Annotated in this window: 20 protein-coding genes and 1 other RNA gene; 4 read left to right on the top strand and 17 right to left on the bottom strand. The window is 60.4% G+C overall.

The features are described 5' to 3' along the window. Positions 1–13 precede the first annotated feature (13 nt). The 10 genes from yedF to glp form a co-directional block, all read right to left on the bottom strand. Positions 14–640, bottom strand: a complete 627-nt coding sequence (gene yedF / locus DXD56_RS00105) for a sulfurtransferase-like selenium metabolism protein YedF (protein ID WP_117639215.1) — start codon at positions 638–640, stop codon at positions 14–16. 60 nt (positions 641–700) lie between these two features. After that, the gene (selD, locus tag DXD56_RS00100) at positions 701–1,750 is read right to left on the bottom strand and encodes a selenide, water dikinase SelD (protein WP_117639213.1); all 1,050 of its coding nucleotides are present in this window, start codon (positions 1,748–1,750) and stop codon (positions 701–703) included. A 70-nt stretch (positions 1,751–1,820) separates the two neighbouring features. Beyond that, positions 1,821–2,585 carry an acyl-CoA dehydratase activase gene (locus DXD56_RS00095; protein WP_117639211.1) on the bottom strand — a complete coding sequence of 255 codons (765 nt, stop codon included), beginning with the start codon at positions 2,583–2,585 and terminating at the stop codon, positions 1,821–1,823. Positions 2,586–2,739: 154 nt separating this feature from the next. Further along, positions 2,740–3,903: a double-cubane-cluster-containing anaerobic reductase gene (locus DXD56_RS00090; protein ID WP_117639209.1), complete on the bottom strand. Its 1,164-nt coding sequence runs from the start codon at positions 3,901–3,903 to the stop codon at positions 2,740–2,742. A gap of 150 nt (positions 3,904–4,053) precedes the next feature. Next, on the bottom strand, positions 4,054–5,337 hold the full coding sequence (locus DXD56_RS00085; RefSeq protein WP_117639207.1) for a double-cubane-cluster-containing anaerobic reductase: 1,284 nt from the start codon (positions 5,335–5,337) through the stop codon (positions 4,054–4,056). A 445-nt stretch (positions 5,338–5,782) separates the two neighbouring features. Continuing rightward, positions 5,783–6,853 carry a sulfate/molybdate ABC transporter ATP-binding protein gene (locus DXD56_RS00080; RefSeq protein ID WP_117639205.1) on the bottom strand — a complete coding sequence of 357 codons (1,071 nt, stop codon included), beginning with the start codon at positions 6,851–6,853 and terminating at the stop codon, positions 5,783–5,785. Positions 6,854–6,856: 3 nt separating this feature from the next. After that, a complete protein-coding gene (gene modB / locus DXD56_RS00075) occupies positions 6,857–8,299 on the bottom strand; it encodes a molybdate ABC transporter permease subunit (RefSeq protein WP_233524889.1) in 1,443 nt (480 codons plus the stop codon). A 68-nt stretch (positions 8,300–8,367) separates the two neighbouring features. Then, the gene (gene modA / locus DXD56_RS00070) at positions 8,368–9,240 is read right to left on the bottom strand and encodes a molybdate ABC transporter substrate-binding protein (RefSeq protein ID WP_117639201.1); all 873 of its coding nucleotides are present in this window, start codon (positions 9,238–9,240) and stop codon (positions 8,368–8,370) included. A 204-nt stretch (positions 9,241–9,444) separates the two neighbouring features. Beyond that, positions 9,445–9,924, bottom strand: coding sequence for a molybdenum cofactor biosynthesis protein B (locus DXD56_RS00065; protein ID WP_117584062.1), 480 nt, complete (start codon positions 9,922–9,924; stop codon positions 9,445–9,447). Positions 9,925–9,934: 10 nt separating this feature from the next. Beyond that, positions 9,935–11,197 carry a gephyrin-like molybdotransferase Glp gene (gene glp, locus DXD56_RS00060; RefSeq protein WP_117639199.1) on the bottom strand — a complete coding sequence of 421 codons (1,263 nt, stop codon included), beginning with the start codon at positions 11,195–11,197 and terminating at the stop codon, positions 9,935–9,937. 211 nt (positions 11,198–11,408) lie between these two features. On the opposite strand from glp, the gene DXD56_RS00055 reads away from it, so the two are divergent. Both DXD56_RS00055 and DXD56_RS00050 read left to right on the top strand, forming a co-directional pair. Further along, positions 11,409–12,830: a chloride channel protein gene (locus DXD56_RS00055; protein WP_199411511.1), complete on the top strand. Its 1,422-nt coding sequence runs from the start codon at positions 11,409–11,411 to the stop codon at positions 12,828–12,830. 87 nt (positions 12,831–12,917) lie between these two features. Beyond that, positions 12,918–13,880, top strand: coding sequence for a diacylglycerol kinase family protein (locus tag DXD56_RS00050; protein WP_117639197.1), 963 nt, complete (start codon positions 12,918–12,920; stop codon positions 13,878–13,880). A gap of 86 nt (positions 13,881–13,966) precedes the next feature. On the opposite strand, the gene DXD56_RS00045 is transcribed toward DXD56_RS00050, so the two are convergent. The 4 genes from DXD56_RS00045 to DXD56_RS00030 all read right to left on the bottom strand — a co-directional run bounded on the left by DXD56_RS00045 (position 13,967) and on the right by DXD56_RS00030 (position 17,898). Then, positions 13,967–14,347 carry a peptide chain release factor-like protein gene (locus tag DXD56_RS00045; protein WP_370445859.1) on the bottom strand — a complete coding sequence of 127 codons (381 nt, stop codon included), beginning with the start codon at positions 14,345–14,347 and terminating at the stop codon, positions 13,967–13,969. 83 nt (positions 14,348–14,430) lie between these two features. Continuing rightward, entirely contained in the window at positions 14,431–15,009 is a 579-nt protein-coding gene (locus DXD56_RS00040) for a xanthine phosphoribosyltransferase (protein ID WP_117639195.1), read from the bottom strand. 158 nt (positions 15,010–15,167) lie between these two features. Continuing rightward, positions 15,168–16,472: an MFS transporter gene (locus DXD56_RS00035; protein ID WP_117639193.1), complete on the bottom strand. Its 1,305-nt coding sequence runs from the start codon at positions 16,470–16,472 to the stop codon at positions 15,168–15,170. 142 nt (positions 16,473–16,614) lie between these two features. Then, the gene (locus DXD56_RS00030; protein ID WP_117639191.1) at positions 16,615–17,898 is read right to left on the bottom strand and encodes an O-acetylhomoserine aminocarboxypropyltransferase/cysteine synthase family protein; all 1,284 of its coding nucleotides are present in this window, start codon (positions 17,896–17,898) and stop codon (positions 16,615–16,617) included. Positions 17,899–18,128: 230 nt separating this feature from the next. On the opposite strand from DXD56_RS00030, the gene DXD56_RS00025 reads away from it, so the two are divergent. After that, complete coding sequence (locus tag DXD56_RS00025; protein ID WP_233514425.1) at positions 18,129–18,575, top strand: C-GCAxxG-C-C family protein; 447 nt, start codon at positions 18,129–18,131, stop codon at positions 18,573–18,575. Positions 18,576–18,642: 67 nt separating this feature from the next. Here the strand turns inward: DXD56_RS00025 and DXD56_RS00020 are convergent, their stop codons facing one another. The 3 genes from DXD56_RS00020 to rpsA all read right to left on the bottom strand — a co-directional run bounded on the left by DXD56_RS00020 (position 18,643) and on the right by rpsA (position 21,376). After that, positions 18,643–19,281, bottom strand: coding sequence for a YigZ family protein (locus DXD56_RS00020; protein WP_199411510.1), 639 nt, complete (start codon positions 19,279–19,281; stop codon positions 18,643–18,645). 225 nt (positions 19,282–19,506) lie between these two features. Then, an RNA gene (gene rnpB, locus DXD56_RS00015) (RNase P RNA component class A) lies at positions 19,507–19,868 on the bottom strand. A 341-nt stretch (positions 19,869–20,209) separates the two neighbouring features. Beyond that, entirely contained in the window at positions 20,210–21,376 is a 1,167-nt protein-coding gene (gene rpsA, locus DXD56_RS00010) for a 30S ribosomal protein S1 (protein ID WP_022095232.1), read from the bottom strand. Positions 21,377–21,690: 314 nt separating this feature from the next. Here rpsA and DXD56_RS00005 point away from each other — a divergent pair, with 314 nt between their 5' ends. Beyond that, positions 21,691–22,449: an HAD family hydrolase gene (locus DXD56_RS00005; protein ID WP_117639185.1), complete on the top strand. Its 759-nt coding sequence runs from the start codon at positions 21,691–21,693 to the stop codon at positions 22,447–22,449. Positions 22,450–22,536: the final 87 nt, after the last annotated feature.

Genomic DNA, 22,536 nt, shown 5'->3' with positions numbered 1-22,536 from the left:
TCCAACCAATACGCTACGGGCGCACGACGCGCACGGCTTGTTCCATCTTCTCCACGATCACATACATGTTCGTGACCTCGCCCACGGCAAGCTGGTCCTTAATGCCATAGTGGTCGAGGCAGGTGCCACAGGTGAGGATTTCGACGCCCTGCTCAGCCAGCCCCTTCAGGTCGTCAAGTACCGGCGAGCCCTCGACGGTGAGCTTGGCGCCGCCGTTGTAGAACAGCATGGTCGCGGGCAGCTCCTCCTGCTGCGTCACGGCAAAGATGAAGGCCTTCATGAGCTTGTGGCCCAGCTCGTCGTCGCCGCGGCCCATGCAGTCGGTGTAGACGGAAATGACGAGCTCGCCCTTGCCGGTGCTGGCACCGCAGAAAGCGGCACCGTCCTGCTCGGGGTCTGCCACGGCAACGGCACCGGAGGTCGCCACGGTCACGCGCCACTCGGCGTCAGAAACCTTCTCGACCGAGGCCGTGCAGCCCTTCTCCTGCGCCATCTTGGAGATGTTCTTGACGGCGGTCTCGTTATCGACCGAGGTCACTACGGCACCCTCGCCGTCAAGCTGTTTGAGTGCCTTAAGCGTCTTGACGACGGGCAGCGGGCAGGCATCGCCCATGGCATTGACTTCAATCTTGGTAGACATAGCTACATCCTTTCAAAAGGGACCGCCCAGAAAAGTAGGCGGTCGCATAAACGGTTTTCTTTAATGCACAACGCGAACAGCAGGACCGCCCGGCACCGCCTCGCACACGCGACCGATAACGGCGGCGATGCACCCCTCGGCATCCAGGCGACGCGCAAGCTCATCCACATCCGCCGCGGGCGCCGCGATAAGCAGGCCACCAGACGTCTGCGGATCGTACAGCGCGTCGAGCATGCCCGGCTCCAGGCCCTCGTCGACAGCCACACGCGGGCCAAAAAAGTCCCGGTTGCGGTAGGAGCCCGCTGGGATAATGCCCAGACGTGCCATGTCGAGTACCTGGTCAAAGAGCGGCACCGCCTCCGACGCAAGCTCAATCTGCACGCCCGAGCCCTCGGCCATCTCGCACGCATGCCCAATCAAGCCAAAGCCCGTGATGTCGGTACAGCCGTGAAGCTCAAGTCCCTCGGCCAGACGAATCGGTGCCTCGTTAAGGGTGCGTATCGAGTCAAACATGGCTGTGGCCTCGTCCTGCTCGATGAGTTCGCCCTTAATGGCCGTGGTGATGATGCCCGAGCCGATCGCCTTGGTCAGCAGCAGAACATCGCCCACGCGTGCGCCGCTGTTGGCGAGCATGCGGTCGAGCGCGACAAAGCCGCTCACAGACAAGCCGTACTTGGGCTCGTCGTCGTTGATGGTGTGACCGCCCGCGATGGAGCAGCCCGCCTCGACGCACTTGTCGGCACCGCCCGCCAGAATCTCACCTGCGACCTCGACGCCCAGGCAACTGGGAATGCACAGCAGGTTCATGGCATGGCTCGGTCGTCCACCCATGGCATAAATGTCCGACAGCGAGTTGGCCGCCGCGATCTGACCAAACAGGAACGGGTCGTCGACCATCGGCGGGAAGAAGTCGACGGACTGCACGAGGCCCAGGTTTTCGCCAACACGAAAAACACTCGCATCGTCGGAGGTATCGAACCCCACGAGCAGGTTGTCGTTATGCACATTGGGTAAGTCGCCCAGGACCTGGGCGAGGGCTCCAGGAGCCAACTTAGCGGCTCAACCGCTCGCGGCAGTCATAGACGTGAGCTTAATCTGATCGTCAGCCATCGATACCTCCTCTCATCGGTCAATCATTTCCTCCCAGTATACGCATGAATGCAGGCCCACGGCCGATGCATTAATCGAGCGCCTGTGCGCGAATCGCCGCGCCGATGGCACCGGCAAAGCGAGCCTGGGGCGAGGTGGTCACCGGCGACCCCAGCAGCTCGCCCAACCGCTCCACCACGAAGGCGTTCTCGCACAGGCCACCGGTCAGGTAGTACGGGGCGCCCGCGGCCTGCCCGGCCATGGTCGCCACGCGCGAGACCACGCTGTCGATCACGCCACGTGCGATGTTCTCGCGCGGCTCACCGCGACCGATCAGGCTAATGACCTCACTTTCGGCAAACACCGTGCACATGCTGGAAATCTTGGTAGGCTCGCCGGAACGCGCCAGGTCGGCCATCTGCTGTTGAGAAATACCTAGGCGGTCGGCCATGATCTCCAAAAAGCGCCCCGTGCCGGCAGCGCACTTGTCGTTCATGGCAAACTTGGCCACGCGGCCATTTTTAAGCTGAATGACCTTGGTGTCCTGGCCGCCCACGTCAATCACCGTGCCGCGATCGCCAAACAGACGCACGGCACCGGCGCCGTGGCAGGTAATCTCGGTCACAACCTTGTGGGCGTATGGCACAGCCACGCGCCCGTAACCCGTGGCCACCACACGCGCAGAATCGGATGCAACGTCAAAGCCCGCCGCCGCGAGCGCCTCGCGCAACCTATCGGCGGCATCGACCGAGGAGAACCCGGTTGGCTGCACGCACGTCCACGCCACCGAACCCTCACCATCGACCACAGCAGCCTTAGCCGCCGTAGACCCGATATCGACCCCGATCCCTATCATGGCTCTCTCCTAATCCAAACATCAAAGACAGCGGCGCGTTCAGGCGCCTTAGCTCTAGGTTTCTCAGGTGCCGGAGGTTGCCCCGAAAGAGGAGCGCGGCGTACTTTGGTACGCAAGCGACGGTTTGAGGGGCAAGATCCGGTGCCTGAGGAAGCTAGAGGGTTTCGATGAAGGCGGCGATGCGGGTCTCGATCTGGCCCATGTCGCCGTTGCTGTAGTCGGTCTCGATCTTCATATACGGAATACCCGCACCCTCGACGGCCTCCTGCATGCGCGCACTCTCCACGTTAAAGGTGTGGCACGCCTGCAGCACGCTCTCCACTACGCCATCGACATGATACTTCTCGCACATGGCCAGCGTGTTTTCCATACGACCGTCGTTGGGCGTCATGACCGAGCAGTTGATATCCAGGTAGCGGTCGGCGATGGCGCGCAGGATATCGGGAGCATCGGGGTCGATCATCATGGCCGCCGTGCGCTCACCCGAGCAGTCGTCCATGCACACGACCACGCCGCCATTGGACTCGATAGTACGGCCTATCTTGTTGATCACGCCGCCCACCGGGCAGCCGGTGATCAGGATGCGCTTGGCATCCGCCGCAACCGGGCGCTCGCCCGCGTCGTAGGCCTCGCGCAGCTTGGCAACCTTTTGCTCCAGCTGATCCGTATAGGCCTCGATATCAAAGCTGAACGTACCGGCAAACATGGTGCTCATCAGGTCGACGCCGCTCATGGCCGCCGGCTGGTTAGCCTGCAGCGCAAACATCTCGAGCTGGGCCGCACGCAAACGGTTGCGACGACGGACGGCGGCGCGCAGGTCATCGTCGGTAATCGTGATGCCGTAGAAGTTCTCGAGCTCCTCCTTGAGTAGGCGGCACTCCTCGTACCAGCCTTCACGCTCGTAGGCACGATCGCGACCCTGCGGAAGATGCAGAATGTGCGTGCGCTTGAGCTCGTTGAGTAGCTCGTACATCTTCTTCTTGCCGTCGCAGGTGGTCTCGCCGATGATCATGTCGCTAAAGTACGTAAACGGGCACTTTTGCGAGTAGGCAAAACCGTAGGTCGACTTGATGAGCGGGCACAGGTTTGCCGGCAGCACCTTCTCGGCCTCGGGAATCACCTCATCGGACGTACCGCACAGAGCGACACTTGCGGCCCCCGCGGCATCGATAATCTCGAGCGGCGTATAGCTGCACAAAAAGCCGACCAGGCGATTGCCGGCCTGTTTATAATCCTTGACGCGAATAAACGCGGCCTTGCGCTGCTCGTTGAACTCCTCAAACGTGCTGGGCAACGGCTGCTCAATATTTTCCGACATATAACTCCTAAACCTTTTAACCAACCAAGGAAACGGCTTTCCCAGGCGCCCGAGGTTGCCGTGAAAGAGCAGCTCCGCGCACTTTGGTACGCAAGCGACGGTTTGAACGGCAAGATCGGGTACCTGGGGAAGCCGCCGGAACGTATAGCCCTAAATGGTTTCCAAGAAAGCCTCAATCCTGGTTTGCAGTTGGCCTGCATCCTCGCCGGCGTAGTCGGTCGTGATGTGCATATATGGAATGCCTGCCTCCTCGGCGGCCTTCTCCACGGCAAACGACTCCATCTCGTAGAGCGTGCAGAACTGCAGGGCCACGTCGACGATGCCGTCGGCGTGCAGGTCCTTGGCCATCTGGACAATGTCCTTCATACGCTGGTCGTTGGGCGTAAAGACGGCACAGTTGATCTTAAAGTAGCGCTCGGCGATAGCATCGAGCATCTCGTCAACCGTCTCACCGGACTCATCGACCAAATCCTTGTAATAGCGCGAACCCGTGCAGGACTCCTCGCCCACCACAACGCCGCCGGCCTTCTCGATGAGGTTGAACAGCTTCCAGTTGGGCACGGCCATGGGCGTGCCGGTGTACAGGATGCGCTTGGTTCCCTTGGGCGCCACGCCCTCTCCGGCCTCGACACGCTGCTCACACTCGGCCGCCATATCGTTGATGGCTCCGGTCAGACGCGGCGTGTCGTCCATAAAGGCGGCCTGAACGGTCAGCAGGCTGTCGAGACCGCTAATGGGCGCTGGGTCGGCAGCGCGCGTGGCAGCAAGGCGCTGCAGGGCGCGACGCTTCTCATTGACGGCGTGGATGGCGGCCTTCAGACGTTCAGGCGTAATCGTGACGCCGCACTCTTCCTCGATCTTGGCGGCGAGCTTCTTGACCTCGGCCTTCCAGGTCACGAGCGTCGACTCGTCGTGTACGTTGGGAATATCCATGACGTACATGTTCTTTTGCGTGGCAAAAAACTCGTAGGCCTTCTTCTTGCCATCGCAGGTGTTCTCGCCTACCACCAAGTCACTCGACTCAATGTAGGGGCAGACCTCGCCCAGCTTAAAGCCGGCAAAGCTCTTGATAAGCGGGCAGGTGTTGCGCGGCAGATGCTCCTCGACCTTATCGGTTGCCCAATCGGCACCCGAGCACAGGCCCACGGGAATACCGTCGCAGGCGAGCACAATCTCCTCGGGCACGTACACGCAAAACGAACCGACGATCTTGGTGGCCTCGCCGGCCTCCTTCTTGTCGAGCATCTCCTTAATACGGCCGCTGTGGATGTTGGTGGCCACAAAGTCCAGGTAGGACGTGGACTTGGCGCGATTGTTCTGCGTCAAGAACATATCGCCGTACATCTGGCCCACGGCGCCCAGCAGCATGTCGTGGTCGGCAAGATTCATGCCGAGGCTCTCCCACATCGGATGGAAATCGAATTCTTCAGCCATGGCGGTTCCCCTCTCGAACCAAAAACGGATAACAGCGGTATCGATGCACGACGGGCGGCGATTGCCCTGCCGTGCTCAAACCCGGAATTTTGGGGAACCTGCTTTGCGGTTGACTATTTAATTGTGCGTCGTCTCTCCCGGAGCCGTGAACATACCTGCTCATATGCGGCTCCGAGCGATATATAGGGCACGCGCGGCAACGCGGCGAATGTATGTCGTCTGCGGCATGTGCGCACCCTCCTTAACCAGTTGAGGTCAACTATATCAACGGTCATCGACCATGCGAACACCGTTGACAATCGTACGACAGCTGCGGGGTGCGAACACCTCGCTGTCTGATAAATAATTATCAGATTGATAAGATTTTGTCATATAGAAATCGGCGAGCGATAAAGCGGAAACAAAGCGGTCGAGGACTACCTCCTCGCCCGCATCGCCCACCGCATCAACGACAAACCAAATGGATCCTGCTGGCATCAAAATGCATGCGCAGCGTCTCGCCTGCTTGCGGCAGCTCGTCGACAGGCATGCCCACTTTGTTGACCTTCCACTGCAGGCGCGTCGGCGCGTCGGCGCGCGGCACGTCCAGCAGCACCAGGCGTTCAAAACGCGAATCGCTCACGCGGGCCACATGCAGATCGTAGCTGTTACGACCGCGCTCAGCGCGGTTGTCCACATGGAAGTAGCTCGCACGAATACCCAGGTACGCCACATTATCGGGAACCTCACGGCCCACGTTGAAGGTCATGCCCCAGTCCAGGGCTTCAACTTCCTGAAGCTCGATCTTGCGCGCGCGGCTCGTATTCTTGCAGCCCGTCAGACGCAGCGCAGCCAAGGTTTGCGGCCGGCGGACCACGTCCTCGACGGAGCCGATCTCCTCCACATGCCCGTTATGCATCACGCAAATGCGCTCGCACAGGCGGCATGCCTCGTCAATATCGTGGCTCACGTAGAGCACGGTACGGTTACAGACGTCGAACAGGTCGAGCATGTTCTGCTCAAGCGCGCTCTTGAGATACGCGTCGAGCGCGCTCATGGGCTCGTCGAACATAAAAATGCCCGGGTGTGCCGCCACCATGCGAGCAAGCGCCACACGCTGCTGCTGGCCGCCCGAGAGGCGCGCGGGATAACGGTCGGCAAAGTCGGCCAGTCCAAAGATGCCCAGGTAGCGCTCGGCAAGTTGTCTACGCGCTGCGGCGTCACCTGCACCCTCAACGCCGGCGCACACGTTATCGGCCACCGTCATATTAGGGAACAGCTGATAGTTTTGAAACATCAGGGCGCATTTTCGCTCCTGGGGCGAAAGGTTGATGCCCGCCGCAGAGTCAAAGAAGGTCACGCCGTTGACGACGATCTTGCCCTCGTCGGGTGTCTCCACGCCGGCAATGCAGCGCAACGTGCAGCTCTTGCCGCAACCCGAGGCGCCCAGGAGCGCCACACGCTCCTCGCCGGCCTCAAGCTGCATGTCGAGCATAAACCCGGGATAGCGTTTTTTGATATCCAAAACGAGCGACATAGCTTATCGACCTCCCTGCGGTGCTGCGTCATCGCGCATGAGCTCGGCCAGCGCCTCGCGATCGATACGCAGCGCATCGCCGCCCACTGGGTCGAGCGAATCGATCTGGCTACCCAGCTGCTTGGCCTGTTTGCGCTCCGCACGGGAGAGACCACGCTCGCGATACTTTTGCGAATGCGCCGTGTACATGTTGATGAACAGGATTACCAGGAAACTAAACACGATCACGACGACGACCCAAAAGAGGGCCACCGAGGTGTTGCCGCCCATCCACTCAAAGTAGATGGCGATAGGGATGGTCTGGGTAATGCCGGCGTAGTTGCCCGCAAAGAACAGGGTGCAGCCAAACTCGCCCATGGCACGCGCGAAGGCAAGCACCGCGCCGGCGGCAATCGAGGGCCAGCCAAGCGGCATCATAAGCTTGGTAAAGATGCGATGCTCAGACCATCCCAGGGTTCGCGCGGCATCGAGCATCTGCGTGTCAAGGCTCTCAAAGGCTCCGAGCGCCGTGCGGTAGACCAGCGGAAACGACACAACGACGGCCGAAATGACCGCCGCCGGCCACGTAAAGACAATCGAGATGCCGTGCGCGATGAGCCACTGGCCCACCCCGGTCGAGCGGCCAAATAGCATGAGGAGCAGAAAGCCGCAGACCGTGGGCGGCAGCACCATAGGAATCGTAAAGACCGAGTCGAGCAGGCCCTTGATGCGACTCGAGGTACCCATAGTCTTCCACGCGGCGAACAGGCCCAGCGCAAAGGAAATCAGCAGGGCAAGGCCGCTCGTTTTTATGGACACCCAAAGCGGGCGATAGTCGATGTCGCCCAAAAAGGAGGCCAGAGAGGTCAAGGGACCCTGCTCATCCCGCAACACGACAGACGATGCTTCTACCATTTGAGCGCTATCAAGCCAGCGCGCGCCGCCCTTGGCATCACCCGAGGCCGATGCAATCACCACATAGCGGTCCCCATCCGCACCGTGCTCGTCAAAGCCATAGGTATACCCGCCGGCATCAAACGTTGTTTCCGCCGTAACATACCAAGGAAGATCAACGTCCCCTAGCTGCGCACCTCCCATGGAGTTTGCGCTGTCGAGCTCACAGACGAGGGCCTTGAGACCCGATACACACTCGTTGTCCTGCGGATCCAATCCATACTTCTCGGCCGCCTTGGGCGATATCCACACCACAACGCGATCGGCAGCAGGCGCCACTACAAGGTCCACGTCCTCGTCAACGGGAAACCGGTAGCCCTCAGGCTGGCCCTCCATGGCACGAGCGGTCCCCTTGGCCAACCGCTCAAAACCCTCGATCCCATAGGAAAGCCCATGAGCGGTCGCAGCAACCTGGGCCCCGTCCTCAGCGACCCCAGCAAACGCAAATCCCGGCACCCAGCAAAGCGCGAAGGTCAAAGCACAGGCGACAAGCATGCGGAATCTATTAAGCACGAAAAGCTCCAAGCGAATACAAGGACGGAGTGAAACACAAAACGATGGAATTATCGCGCCAAGCCGCACTACTCGGAAAGCTCAAAGCCGTAGTTAGCCCAAATCTTCTGAGCCTTCTTGTTGGTCAGACAGAAGTCGATAAACGCCTTGGCCTCGTCGGCGTGCTCGGAGCTCTCGGCAACGGCGCCCGGGTACACGATGGGCTTGTGCGAATCCTCGGGGCACACGAAGGCCTCCTCGATGCCGTCATAGCGGAAGATATCGGAGCTGTAGACAAAACCGGCCACGCAGTCGCCCGTAGAGACGTAAGACGCAGCGGTGCCGACCTTGTCGGCCAGGGCCACCTTGTCGGCAAGCTCGGGTGCATACTCGCCGTCGTCGCCCTCGGTGCCGGTGTAGAGACCCACAGAAGCTAAGGCCTGGTTGGCGTACTTGCCGGCGGGGACGGTCTTGGCGTCGCCGATGGCGATCTTGCCGTCCAGATTCGCGACGTCGGCGATGGCCTCGATCTTGGTGTCGGAACCCTCAGCACGAATGATCACAAGGTCGTTGACGAACATATCCTCACGGGTGTCGGCATCGACGAGCTCGGCGGCCTCGGCATCGTCCATGGTGCCCTTGGAGGCGGTGATGAGCACGTCGACCGTGGCGCCGGCACGCATCTGCTCAACGAGGTCGCCAGAAGCCTTAAACTGCGTGTCGGAAAAGGCGGTGCCAGTCTGGTCGGTGTAGAGCTTCTGAACCTCGGGCAGAGCCTTCTCGAGCGAGTTGGCAGCAAAGACCTGCAGCTCGACAGCTTTCTTGGACGAAATCTTGGCGGAGCCGGCATCGGAACCGGTCGACTCAGGCTCCTTGTTTCCGGAGCAGCCGGCAAGGCCAAGGCCGGCAGCGGCGACAGCGGAGAGTGAGACGAATCCGCGGCGAGAAACCATATCGAACATGTTCAACCCTTTCGGACCTTGTGCCCGGGTACCCCACCGCGGGCTTTATTCTGTAATTAGATTATACTTCGATGCGAATAATGATTATGAAAAATTATTCTCGTCTGAGAATATAGTTTCAAGCATGCCTACAGAATGCCGTCCCCTTGGGCGCAAATAAAAGGCGGAGCAGCCGTTCAGGTCACTCCGCCGCAGGTAAACCGCTTAGTTGGTATGTCCGCCGCCCGCTGTCATCTGAGCCGCATGCTCCAGCTGGTCCGCTATGGCCTCCCAGCTTTCGCGGGCGGCCTTCGTAGAACCGGGAAAGTTTACGACAAGTGTATGACCTCGTTGCATGCAAATAGCGCGCGAGAGCATGGCGCGGCGCGTCTTGGTCATGGAGTACGCACGGATTGCCTCCGCAATACCCGGCACATCGCGCTCGCAGACGGCACGCGTCGCCTCGGGCGTCACATCGCGCATCGAAAGCCCCGTGCCGCCGCAGGTGAGCACGACATTGGCGTGGCACTCATCGGCAGCTTCCACAATGGCATCACCGATTTCGCTGACGTCGTCGCGCACGACCACATGTGAGGCGACCGTCCATCCCTGCGCCTCGATAAGTTCCTCGAGCGCAGCACCCGCCTCGTCCTGGGCAAGATCGCGCGTGTCCGAGCACGTCACGATCGATATCTTCAGCTCCATGGCATTCCTCCTATAGCACCGTTCCCTCAGGCAGATCGACGCGCACAACGTCCACGACATCTCCCGCCTTGAGCTCACACGGCCCTTCGTCAATACGCAGCAGACAGTTGGCCCGCTGCATCGTGCCGAGCAGCGCCGAATTCTGCGTCTTGGCCTCGGTCACCAACAGCTCACCGGTCTCGGGGTCGCGCAAAACCGTGGCGCGATCGAAGAAGCGGCGATGCTGGCGCTTCTTCACGCCGTGCGTCAATATCGCCTGCTGTACGGGACGCACGCCCTCGGCAAAGCCGCGCATCTTGCGAATCGCCGGACGCGCAAGCATCTCAAAGCCTACATACGCCGCGGCCGGATTTCCTGAAAGTCCCAGGTAGGGCTTACCCCCAAGCAAGCCAAACGTGATGGCCTTGCCCGGACGCATCGAGATGCGGTCAAACAGCACATCGCCCTCGCGCCGGACGAGCGCCGTCACGTAGTCGTAGTCGCCTGCCGAGGCGCCACCGCTCGTAATGACAAAATCGCACTCCAGCACGGCGCGATGCACCAGCTCGGCAATCGCCTGCTCATCATCGGGCGCAATGCCGTAGAACACGGGCTCGGCTCCTGCATCGAGCGCTTCGGCCATCAACGCCGACGAGTTGGAGTCGCGAATCTGCCCGCGCGCCGGCAGCTCACTCGGCGCGACCAGCTCCGTGCCCAGCGAGATAATGCCCACACGCGGCGCGGCATGCACCTTCACGCTCGCATACCCGGCGCTCGCCAACAAGCCGGCGCCCGCCGGAGCCACAACCTCGCCGGCGTGCATCACAACATCGCCGGCATGGGCCTCCTCGGCGGCAGAGCGAACGTTCTCCCCTACCTTGGCAGGCGCCGAGAACCTCACACGCGAGCCCTCGTTGCCGTCGCCATCGAGCACATCGACGATCTCATACTTCACCGCGGCATCGGCACCTTCGGGTACCGGCGCGCCCGTCATGATGCGGACCGTCTCACCCGCGCCGATTGCGCCCTCAAACACACGGCCCGCGGCCTCGTGTCCGATAACGTCGAGCGTCACCGGCGCTTCGCCAGATGCCCGCGCCAAGTCCGACGAGCGCACGGCATATCCGTCCATAGCGCTGTTGGCAAACGGCGAGATGTCGATATCGGCCACCGCATCCTCGGCCAAGGGAAGACCGACGGCCTGCCACACGGGAATCTCGACGACTTCGGTGCGATTCACGTGCGACAAGACGATCGCCTGTGCGTCCTCCAACGGAATGAGTTTCTCAGCCATATGCACCTCTAGCATGCTGCGGCGCGCAACAAAAGCGCCGATTCTTTATGTTTATCTCAGTATAATCCCTCGCCGCCTGCTCAAGACCTGGCCCGCGGCCGCGAATACATCTGTCGGCCGCAAGCCGCGAAACAAAACCAAAACCAACCTGCCGGTTTGTCACGTATGGCACGTTCTATAATGCTCCTGTTGCAACCAAAAAGAGGAACGTATGGCTTTTACCGACAAACCCGAAAGCGCAAACGAGGCGCAGGATCATTCTCAGTCGCTCGACGACGGCGGCTTTTTCTCCCTTAATGACGTCATCATGGCAGGCAGGCAACAGCTCACCCGCTCCGAGCACCTCTTGGCTGCCGACACGCGCCGCAACGCCCGTAACCTACTCGCGAGCGCCAAGTTGCTCGTTCTCGTCGTTATCGTCTCGCTTGCCATGGGCGTTGCCGCTTGGGCGTTTTTGGCCTCGCTGAATATCGCGACCGACTATCGCGAGCACCATGCATGGATTTACGCGCTGTTTCCCGTTGTGGGCGTTGCCACCGCATGGGTGTACAAAAACCACGGTCTTGCCGCCAAACGAGGCAACAACCTGGTCATCGACTCCGCTCTGGGCACACGCCTCATCCATATGCGCATGGCCGTCCTCACCTTCGTCTGTTCCACGCTCACGCACCTAACGGGCGGGTCGGCCGGTCGCGAGGGTGCCGCGGTGCAGATTGGTGGCACCATCGCCAGCAACATCTCGAGCCTCGCCCACCTCAAAAAGCATGACCACCACGACCTCATGCTCGCCGGCATCTCGTCGGCCTTTGGCGCCGTATTCGGTTCGCCCCTTGCCGGAGCTTTCTTTGGCATGGAGATGTGCTTTATCGGAAAGATCGACTACACCGCGGGCATCTACTGCCTCGTCGCCTCATTTACCGGCTACTTTACATCGCTCGCCTTGGGAACCGAGTACGAGGCGAATGTCATCGCCAGCGTTCCCAACATGACACCACGGACGGTTGCCATCGTTGTTATCAGCGCCATTATCTTCGGCCTGACGGCACGCCTCTTTGCCTGGTCGGTTCGAACCGTCAAGAGCCTGTACGGTCGCTTTATCACCAATTACCTCGTCCGCGCACTCATAGGCGCACTCGTGGTTTTGGCCGCCTATGCCCTCCTCGACGCCTGGGACTACGCCGGCCTTTCCACGTGGCTTTCCGGCGCCGGATATGCCGGCAACACCACCCTGGCGGACGCAGCCATCAAGTTGGTCGTCACAGCGCTTACCCTGGGCGCGGGCTTCCAAGGCGGCGAGGTCACGCCCCTGTTTGGCATCGGTGCGGCACTCGGTGGCTGGATCGGTTGCCTTACCGGGCTTGACCCCAGTTTTCTGGCGGCTCTCGGCATGCTCGGCGTGTTCTGCGCCGGCCTCAACGTGCCCATCACCACCTGCATGATGGCCATCGACCTGTTCCACGGCACGGCCGCGGGCTTCTTTGTCATCGTTTCGTTTATCAGCTATCTCGTCGGCGGACACCGCGGCGTGTACCCCGCCCAGCGCATCATCTCACCCAAGCGCCGCTCGCTTATCGTGGACGAGGGTGGTACGGTGGCGGATGCTATCGAGCGCCACAACGACCTGATACAGTAGACGTAAGTATTCGCCGTGCAGCCACAATCGGGGGCAATTCGACCCGAGCGTGACCGCACCGTCATGCCATACGCCGGGAGTCGCCCCATGCACGCAACTGATTTTGGTCGCACGCTCATCATCGCCAATCCTGCCGCCCAGTCGGGCGCCGCGCGCGAGGTTGCCGAGCGCCTGCAGCGCTTTTTGGATATGACCGCGCGCGCATCTCAGTTTGACTTGGTGCTGACCGAACGCACGGGGCACGCCAAGGAGCTTGCCGCACAGGCCCAGGGCTACCGTACCGTTATCGCCCTTGGCGGCGACGGCGTGATCCACGAGGTCGTCAATGGCTTGATGGCGCAAGAAGAAGCGGTCCGTCCCGCCCTTGCCGTCCTGCCCGTTGGCTCCGGCAACGATTTTGCCCAAACGCTCGGTATCGAAGATTTCTCCGGCAAGGATTTTGGCGCGCTGCTCACCTGCGAGCCGCAGCACCAGGATATCGGACGCATTCGCTCATGGAACCCCGCAAGCGGTAGCGGCGAGGCATCCGTCGAGTACTACGACCAGACGCTTTCAGTCGGCCTCGATGCCGCCATCGGCCTGGGCACCACCGAGCTGCGCAAACAGACCGGCTTAACGGGCACTCCGCTCTACACCCTCTCGGGACTTGAGCAGTTCGGCCTGCGCTATCGCAACTACCCCATGACGGTCAGCTTTGACGGCGCGCCCGCCGAGCGCGTGAGGGCGATCATCATGGCAATTCAGCTGGGCCCCACCTATGGCTCGGGTTATCGCATCTGTCCCGATGCCGATCCCTGCGACGGCATACTCGACGTCTGCTACGCCTGCGGCCCCGTCCCACGCGCGGTTGCCCTGCCCATGTTCCTTTCGGCCAAAGACGGCCACCATACCAAACTGCCGCCGATTCGCATGCGCCGCTGCCGCCATGCCGAGCTCACGTTCGAGGAGCCCGACTTCCCCATCCAGGCCGACGGCGAGCCCGTTGTCGCCTCGCGCATCGAGGTCGACATCCTTGCCGGCGCCCTCCACATCTGGCGCCCCACCCGCTAGCCACCCCTAAGTTGCGGTGAAATAGGGACTGTTTATTCAGCTAAAGCCGAAAAACAGTCCCTATTTCACCGCAACTTATGAGGAAGCTATTCGTCGCTGCCCGGTTTGCGACGGTTGGCCTTTTTTATGGCGTTGAAGTGCTTGTCATTGAGCCTGCGCTGGCGAGAGCACTGGGGCACCTTGGTCTTTACGCGTCGGCGCGGTGGACGCCCGCGACGCTCAAGCTCAGCGCGCAGCTTACGCAGGCAGCTACTACGGTTTTGGAACTGACTGCGGCTCTCGCGCGCCGTCACGGTAATTCCCGAAGGGATATGTTTCATGCGCACCGCCGAGTCCGTCGTGTTGACGCCTTGTCCGCCCGGACCCGTCGCGCGAAACACCTGCACCTCGCAATCGCGCGCCAACTCCTCGACCGACATCTCGGCATAGCGTGCATACTCGCGCCATCCCATCTTGTTCTCATCCATATCAACACCTCCCCTCATACAAAAAATGTGACAAAGGGACGGTCCCTTTGTCACATCGCATACCAATCGCTTGTGTTGCGCGCTTAGGCGAAGGTGATCTCGCCGGTCTCGCAGTCCATATCGGCGATACGGGCCAGGCTCTCAACGCGGAAGCCGCGCTCGCGGAGCTTATCACCGCCGCCCTGGAAGCCCTTCTCCACCGCAATGCCAATACCGGACACCTCGGCACCCGCAGCCTCGCAGATCTTGATAAGACCCTCGAGCGCGCAGCCGTTGGCCAAGAAGTCGTCGATGATCAGGACCTTGTCGCCCTCGGACAGGAAGCGCTTGCCAACGATGACCGGGTACTCCTTCTGCTTGGTAAAGGAGTAGATGGTCGTGGCATACTGCTCGCCGTCGAGGTTGATGGACTGGGCCTTCTTGGCAAAGACCACCGGCACGCCGCCAAAGTGCTGGGCTGCAATGCAAGCCATACCAATGCCCGAAGCCTCAATCGTCAGGATCTTGTTGATCTCGACATTCTTGAACAGACGGGCCCACTCGGCGCCCATGTGGTCGAACAGCTCAACGTCGCACTGGTGGTTGAGGAAGGCATCAACCTTAAGGACGTTACCGGCCTTTACGATGCCGTCATGGCGAATACGATCCTCAAGCTCCTGCATGGCGCAACCCCTTCTCGCGGCAACGATACCGCGCGATTAATAAACGTTGTTCGATAGTCTACCACGGACCGACCCCCGCCTGTCCCACAAGCCGCATCGCACCACAAACCAGTCTTTTTGGGACGGCGCGAATACGTGGCAGGCAGCCTCCCAACACGCTAATGGCGGGCGCACATCCTCACCAAACGCACCATGGCGAGCGCAAAACCCACAGCGGCCACAGCCATGAGCACGTAGAACACCGAGCGAAAGCCGAATAAGAACACATCTGGACGGCCTGCAACGAAACTGGTCACGGCCTCGCCCATCGCCACGCTCATCTGCCCATACAGGATATTCGACGCCACCGTAATACCGAGTGCCATGCCGGCGTAGCGCGCCAAACTGCCCAAGCTGCCAGCAAAACCGAGCGCTTCGCGCGGAGCCGAGCCCATGTACAGGGAGTTATTGGGGCTCTGGAAAATCGACGTGCCGCACGACATAAACGCGACACAGCACACGATCGCAGGGATGGAGGAGTGCTCGTCGAGCGTACTTACCGCAAAGAGACCGCACACGTACACACCCAGGCCGACCGCCGTGGGACCCTCGCAGCCAACACGGTCCGAAACCGTACCCGAAAGCGGCCCGATAAAGGCATTCACCATCGGCAGCGCCAAAAAGAGCAGTCCGGAAATATCGGAGCTAAAGCCATGGGCATCCTGGAAATAGAACGGCAGCACAAACTCAGATGCACCGATGCCGATAAACACAATAAGCATGCATGCCAAGTTAATCGTAAAAGCCGAACTCGCAAAGCAGCGACGCGCGGCCTCCGCCAGCGACATGGGGCGCTCGCCGGCCTCCGGCTTAACATGCGGCAGTGTGTAAAGCCCCACGATAAACGAGATGACGCCAATGGGCAGGTTGATGAGGAAGATGCTCTCCCAGGGAAAGCTTGCCACCAGCATGCCGCCGAGCACGGGACCACACATCATGCCGAGGGCCACGAAAGTCGCGAGGATACCCATGGCACGACCGCGCTCGCGCGCCGGAAACGACTCGGTGATGATGCCCATGTTGTTGGCCATGGCCGCCGCGCAACCAACGCCCTGAACAATGCGCGCCAGAATGAGAACCTCGAGCGAGGCCGAAAGGCCGCACAGCAGCGAGCCGACCGTAAAGACGATGACGCCCAGTTGGAATACGCCCACCTTGCCGCGCACGTCGCCCAGACGGCCAAACGGCAGCATAGCCACGCATGTCGCAAGCAGATACACCGAGCTCACCAGCTGGATGCGGTCGAGGCCCACGCCCAGCTCCTTTTGCATCACGGGCAGTGCCACGGTCACGACGGTCGAATCCAGGCACGCCATAAACGTCATGATGAGCACGGTAAACAGAATCGCCCATTTGTTCTTGCCATGGGTGTCGCCCTCTAGGGCAATGTGCTCGCGGCGCAGCTGCTCTGCGGTTTTCTCCATATCCATCCTTTCGAGTGGCGCAACACAAAAACGGGGCCCCAATCGCCTGCAAACAGCCGCGATTGGGGTCCCGCCTACGGAATCGGAACGTAAAGGTCGCCGAAGCCCTCTGTCGGCATCGGCGACTTATGCGAACGCTAGCCTAGCACTGCTCGAGAGCCTGCTCAAGGTCGGCAATCAGGTCGGCCGTGTCCTCGAGGCCGCACGACAGGCGCACCATGTCGGCGGAGATGCCACAGGCGATGAGCTCCTCATCGTTCATCTGACGGTGCGTGGCGTTAGCGGGATGCAGGCAGCAGGTGCGGGCATCGGCCACATGCGTGGCGATCTGGGCGAGCTTGAGGCTCTTCATAAAGGTCTCGGCCGCCGCACGACCACCGTTAAAGCCAAAGCTCACAACGCCGCAGGTACCGCTAGGCATGTACTTCTGAGCCAGGTCATAGTACTTGTCGCCTTCCAGGCCCGGATAACTCACGAAGCGCACCTTGGGATGGCTCTGCAGGAACTTGGCAACGGCCAGGCCATTCTCGCAATGACGCGGCATGCGCACATGCAGGCTCTCGAGCGAGCTGTTCAGGAAAAACGCCGCCTGCGGGTTCTGCATAGGGCCGAGGTCGCGCATGAGCTGCGCGGTGGCCTTGGTAATGAAGGCGCCCTCGCGACCGAACTTCTCGGCATAGGTCACGCCGTGGTAGCTCTCGTCGGGCGTGGTGAGACCCGGGAACTTGTCCGCATGGGCCATCCAGTCAAACTGGCCGTGGTCGACAATCACGCCACCCAGGTAGGCTGCATGGCCATCCATGTACTTGGTGGTGGAGTGCGTGACGATGTCGGCGCCCCACTCAAAGGGACGGCACATCACAGGCGTCGGGAAGGTGTTGTCGACCATCAGCGGCACGCCGTGGTCATGCGCGGCCTTGGCAAAACGCTCGATATCGAGCACGGCAAGGGCAGGGTTGGCGATCGTCTCGCCAAAGACGAGCTTGGTGTTGGGCTGAAAGGCTGCTTCCAGCTCCTCATCGGTGCAGTCGGGAGCAACGAACGTGCAGGTAACGCCCATGCGGCCCATGGTATGGGCAAGCAGGTTGTAGGTACCGCCGTAGATGGCAGAGCTCGCGACCACGTGATCGCCGGCACCGGCCACGTTAAAGATCGCGAGGAAGTTCGCAGCCATGCCCGAGCTCGTGAGCATCGCAGCAGTGCCGCCCTCCATCTCGCAGATCTTGGCGGCAACCAGATCACACGTGGGATTCTGCAGACGGCTGTAGAAGTAGCCCGACTCCTCCAGGTCAAACAGCTTGCCCATGTGCTCGGACGTGTCGTACTTCCACGTGGTTGACTGGTAGATAGGCACCTGACGCGGCTCTGCATCGCCCGGGCGATAACCGCCCTGAACACACGTGGTACCGATGGTCTGCTCGCTCATATCCAACTCCCTTACTTGGGTTTTGATTTTATTCGGTTCACGATACCGCTACCCCGCACCCCTCTCAACCCATCCCGCCGATAGGTTATGAGACAAATAAATCAGGGGCATTCGTCTCAGCCTTAGGCATTTATTCGATGGATATACATGAGGCATACATGAAGCTCTCGATGATTACATGCCCCGTCACGGGTACCATAGGCGGGTACACCGTGACCAAGGAGACAACGATGAAGCAAATCGATACAGCCCAGCTCGACATCACCGCCTGTCAGGCTCAGGCTGCCGAGTACCACGCCCGTGGCTTTAATTGCGCGCAGGCCGTCGCCTGCACGCTCGCGCCCGCCGTCGGGCTCGACCCCCAGGTCGCCTTTACCCTCACCGAGGGCTTTGGCGCCGGCATGGGCGGCATGACCGAAACCTGCGGCGCCATCTCGGGCGCCGTGGCCATCATGGGCTTTGTAATGAGCGACGGCATGGAAAACCCCAAGACCAAGGGCCAGACCTACAAGCTGTCGCGCGAGATCGCCAAGCGTTTTGGCGAGAAGAACACGACGACCGTCTGCGGCACGCTCAAGGGCGTCGGATCGGACAAGGGTCCGCTCCGCAGCTGCCCCGGCTGCATCGACGATGCCATCGAGATCGCCTGCGATGTGCTAAAGCAGCTCGCCGAGTAAACGGCGGCAACATAAAACGACGGCCGGCGCGCTTGGGATCCATCCAAAAGCACACCGGCCGTCGCCGTTAGAACTCGGCAAATTCGGGAGCGCCGACCTCAATCTCCTCGCGCCCTGCCATAAGCTCGCGCATCTTAGCACAAAACGGTTCCTGCTCCCCCGCTTTGAACACCAAATGAAGTGTCACGGCATCCGCGTAATCGGTATCCGAAACCTTGGCACCCGAATCCTGCGCCAAACGAAGCACCTGCTCATACTGCGGATAGGCCACATGCACGTCAACAGGCACGACACTCGTCATCTCGACGATCTGCCCGGCCTCCTGAGCCGCGGCCACCGCCGCCTGCGTCGCCGCGGTATAGGCGCGCACCAAGCCACCAGGCCCCAGCAGCGTGCCACCAAAATAGCGCGTTACCACGCAGCAAACATTTTTGAGCCCTGCACCGCGCAACACCTCGAGCGTCGGCATGCCACTCGTACGGCTCGGCTCACCGTCATCGCTCTGACGCTCGCGCCCGTCGACCAAAATCCACGCGGGAACATTGTGTCGAGCATCGTAATGACGCTTTCGGACCATCTCGATAAAGGCATTTGCCTCATCCTCGGACTCAATATGGACCAGCTGGGCAATAAACCGACTCTTGCGGTCCACAAACTCGCCCGAAGCCTCAATATTCGATTGCAGAGTAAAATAGCTGTCCAACAAAGCCCCTCAACAACAAGCAAAGCAATAAACAGCCTCAATAATACGGCAAAGGCCGTACCGTTGCCCTCTCCAACAAGAACGGAAACGCCAATGATGCCGTCACCAACAGCGAGACGGCGCCAGCTGAGTCGATTTGGCCCGAAAGAGGAGGGAGCACGCCTTATGGCGGCGACCGACGAATGAGCGCCAAATCGGCCAGCTGACGCCGTCGCAGCGTCAACAAGAAAGCTGAGTGGGCCTATAAGCCGGGTTCTGTCGTGAACGGTCATTTATCTTGTCTGCACGTTACCGTGCAGCTCCACGCACGCTACCCGAACGCGGACCGGGCCGGCCCATAGCGTTCCTATTCGCGCTTGCTCCGGATGGGGCTTGCCAAGCCGCCGTGTTGCCACGACGCTGGTGGTCTCTTACACCACCGTTTCAGCTTTTCCCTTTACGCCTTGTGGCGCAGGTGGGAGTCTTCTTTTCTGCGGCGCTTTCCGTCGGATCACTCCGCCCGGCCGTTAGCCGGCATCCCGCCCTCTGGAGCCCGGACTTTCCTCACGCGTGCTGCAAGCAGCACATCGCGCGACCGTCTGGCCCACTCAGCAGTGAAAGAGTGTAGCACACCGCCAGCACACGCAATGGCACAACGCAAGCGCTCGACACGATAAACCAAGAACCACCCATGCGCTACAATAGTTCCGTCGATGGGCAACGTCGTCAGTCGAGACGCGACCGCGCTCCGCACCCCTCCGTCTACTCGGTGCGTTCCCGCCTCCTCCCCGAGGCGGGATGTCGGCGTTTTTTCATGCACCGACAACTCAATAGCAAGCGAAAAGCCCAAGCAGCGTTACGCGCATTTACTACCGAACATCTCGGCAGTAAATGCAAAAAGGGATCCGTCCATTGCGGACGGATCCCTTAAACAAGTGATCGTCAAACCGATTTACTCGGCGTCGGTCTCCTCGTCCTTCTTCTCGGAAGGCAGCGGGGTAACCTCGATCTCGACACCCAGAGTCTCAGCAGCGGACTTCATGGACAGGGAGATACGACGACGGTCGAGGTCAATCTCCATGACCTTGACCTGAACCTTGTCGCCCACGTGGGTGACCTGAGAAGGCTGGTCGACGTGCTTGTTGGCCATCTCGGAGATGTGCACCAGGCCCTCGATGCCCTCGCCCAGGTCGACGAAAGCGCCGAACGGGACAAGCTTGGTCACCGTGCCCTCGACGATAGCGCCGACGGGGTACTTCTTGACCAGTGCGCGCCACGGATCCTCGGTGGTCTGCTTGAGACCCAGGGAGATGCGCTCGCGGTTGAGATCGACGTCGAGAACCTCGACCTCGACCTCCTGGCCGACCTTGACAACCTCGGAAGGATGGTTGACGTGGTTCCAGGAGAGCTCGGAGATGTGGATGAGGCCGTCGATACCGCCGAGGTCGACGAAGGCGCCGAAGTCGACGATGGAGGAAACAGTGCCCTGGAGACGCATGCCAGACTTGAGCTTGGACAGGATCTCGGAGCGCTCGGCCTTACGGGACTCCTCGAGCACGACGCGACGGGAGAGGACGACGTTGTTGCGGTTGCGGTCCATCTCGATGACGCGGGCCTCGATGCGGGTGCCCATGTAGGAGGTGAGGTCCTTGACACGACGGAGGTCGACGAGGGAAGCGGGCAGGAAGCCACGCAGGCCGATGTCGAGGATCAGGCCGCCCTTGACAACCTCGATAACCTCGCCCTCGACGTTCTCGCCGGAGTTGAACTTCTCCTCGATGCGGTTCCAAGCACGCTCGTACTCGGCACGCTTCTTGGACAGGACCAGACGACCGTCCTTATCCTCCTTCTGGAGAACCAGGGCCTCGATGGGATCACCGAGTGCAACGATGTCTGCAGGGTTAGCGTCCTTGCGGATGGACAGCTCGCGGACCGGGATAACGCCCTCGGACTTGAATCCGATGTCAACGAGCACCTCGTCATGCTCGATCTTAACGACAGTGCCGTTAACGAGATCGCCCTCATCAAAGTCGGTAATCGTACCGTCGATGAGGTTGTTCATCTCCTCCTCATTGACATCGTCAAGAGAGAAAATGGACGAGTTCTGAATCTCACTCAAAGGTGGACCCCTTTCGAACTACGGGGCCCCGATTGCTAGGACCTACAGAAGGGTGCGACAAGCACACAACGTTTAGGAACACTCGGGAGCCGACAGATACTAATGTGACGCTTATGCAATCACGTTCGTATAGGTTACGGGGAAATCATTTCGATTTCAAGCGTGAACTGCGATTTTTTACTCGTATGGAGACTTTTTCGCAATCTTGTGGACGACCGTCTCCATAAGTTGACGATAGGCAGTTAGGCATACGGCTTTGCGGTAAAGTATCCGGAGCCAACGATTCTGGAACGATTTTTCGAGAAAGGTGCCGCGTGCTCAAAGCAGTCGTTTTCGATATGGACGAGACGCTTCTTAGCATCAACCTCAACGCGTTCATCCTTCGCTATTTTAAGGATGTCTCGTCGATGCTCGCGGATATCGGACGCCGCAGCCGCGGTGGCACGATGGCACGCCTCGGCACCATCCTGGTCGACCTCAATGCCAATCGCCGCAGCGGCACGGACAACCGCACCAATCTTGAGTTTTACCGCACCGAGGTCGAGCGCCGATGCGGCATCTGCCTCTCCGATCCCCTCATCTACGAGGCGTTTACCTACTACGACCGCGAAGTTCTTCCATACAAGAACGACGATGTCATTAACGCCCACGCCATGCCGGGTGCACACGCCGCGCTCCAGGCCGTACAGGACGCTGGACTGCGTTGCGCGCTCTTTACCAACCCCAGCTTTCCCCAGGGGGCCATCGAGTGCCGCATGGGTTGGGGCGACTTGGGCGACGCCCCCTTTGAGCTCGTCACGCACATGGGAAACACCACCCGCTGCAAGCCCGATGCCACCTACTATCTAGAGCAGCTTCAGGTAATGGGACTCGAGCCGCACGAGGTCCTTATGGTGGGCAACGATCCCAAGCGCGACTTCCCCAGTCCCGCCTGCGGCATTCAAACTGCCTATGTTGGCCAGGGAAAACCCGGCCGAGCCACCTGGCACGGAACCATGGAAGACTTCGCCCGCGACTTTAACGCCGTAGTAGAAGCCTTCTACGAACACCAAGTAGCCGACGAACTGAGCTAACGTTCAGACTTAATAGTCGTTGGGGACGTTCTTGTTTGACTAGTCATTTAAGAACGTCCATTACAGTCGAAATTGTCAGCCCGGGAC

Source organism: Collinsella sp. TM06-3 (genome assembly GCF_003436395.1).
Classification (GTDB): Bacteria; Actinomycetota; Coriobacteriia; order Coriobacteriales; family Coriobacteriaceae; genus Collinsella.
Note: the sequence above shows the minus strand (reverse complement) of the source record. Positions and strands in the feature narration are given on the sequence as shown.

What these genes read in the sequence shown, in the direction of transcription:
- modA (WP_117639201.1), bottom strand. Translation starts at nt 9,240, where the DNA reads ATGTTCGATATGGTTTCTCGCCGCGGATTCGTCTCACTCTCCGCTGTC.
- DXD56_RS00095 (WP_117639211.1), bottom strand. Translation starts at nt 2,585, where the DNA reads ATGATAGGGATCGGGGTCGATATCGGGTCTACGGCGGCTAAGGCTGCT.
- DXD56_RS00080 (WP_117639205.1), bottom strand. Translation starts at nt 6,853, where the DNA reads ATGTCGCTCGTTTTGGATATCAAAAAACGCTATCCCGGGTTTATGCTC.
- DXD56_RS00035 (WP_117639193.1), bottom strand. Translation starts at nt 16,472, where the DNA reads ATGGAGAAAACCGCAGAGCAGCTGCGCCGCGAGCACATTGCCCTAGAG.
- DXD56_RS00085 (WP_117639207.1), bottom strand. Translation starts at nt 5,337, where the DNA reads ATGGCTGAAGAATTCGATTTCCATCCGATGTGGGAGAGCCTCGGCATG.
- DXD56_RS00090 (WP_117639209.1), bottom strand. Translation starts at nt 3,903, where the DNA reads ATGTCGGAAAATATTGAGCAGCCGTTGCCCAGCACGTTTGAGGAGTTC.
- DXD56_RS00045 (WP_370445859.1), bottom strand. Translation starts at nt 14,347, where the DNA reads ATGGATGAGAACAAGATGGGATGGCGCGAGTATGCACGCTATGCCGAG.
- DXD56_RS00065 (WP_117584062.1), bottom strand. Translation starts at nt 9,924, where the DNA reads ATGGAGCTGAAGATATCGATCGTGACGTGCTCGGACACGCGCGATCTT.
- glp (WP_117639199.1), bottom strand. Translation starts at nt 11,197, where the DNA reads ATGGCTGAGAAACTCATTCCGTTGGAGGACGCACAGGCGATCGTCTTG.
- DXD56_RS00040 (WP_117639195.1), bottom strand. Translation starts at nt 15,009, where the DNA reads ATGCAGGAGCTTGAGGATCGTATTCGCCATGACGGCATCGTAAAGGCC.
- yedF (WP_117639215.1), bottom strand. Translation starts at nt 640, where the DNA reads ATGTCTACCAAGATTGAAGTCAATGCCATGGGCGATGCCTGCCCGCTG.
- DXD56_RS00030 (WP_117639191.1), bottom strand. Translation starts at nt 17,898, where the DNA reads ATGAGCGAGCAGACCATCGGTACCACGTGTGTTCAGGGCGGTTATCGC.
- DXD56_RS00025 (WP_233514425.1), top strand. Translation starts at nt 18,129, where the DNA reads ATGAAGCAAATCGATACAGCCCAGCTCGACATCACCGCCTGTCAGGCT.
- DXD56_RS00055 (WP_199411511.1), top strand. Translation starts at nt 11,409, where the DNA reads ATGGCTTTTACCGACAAACCCGAAAGCGCAAACGAGGCGCAGGATCAT.
- DXD56_RS00050 (WP_117639197.1), top strand. Translation starts at nt 12,918, where the DNA reads ATGCACGCAACTGATTTTGGTCGCACGCTCATCATCGCCAATCCTGCC.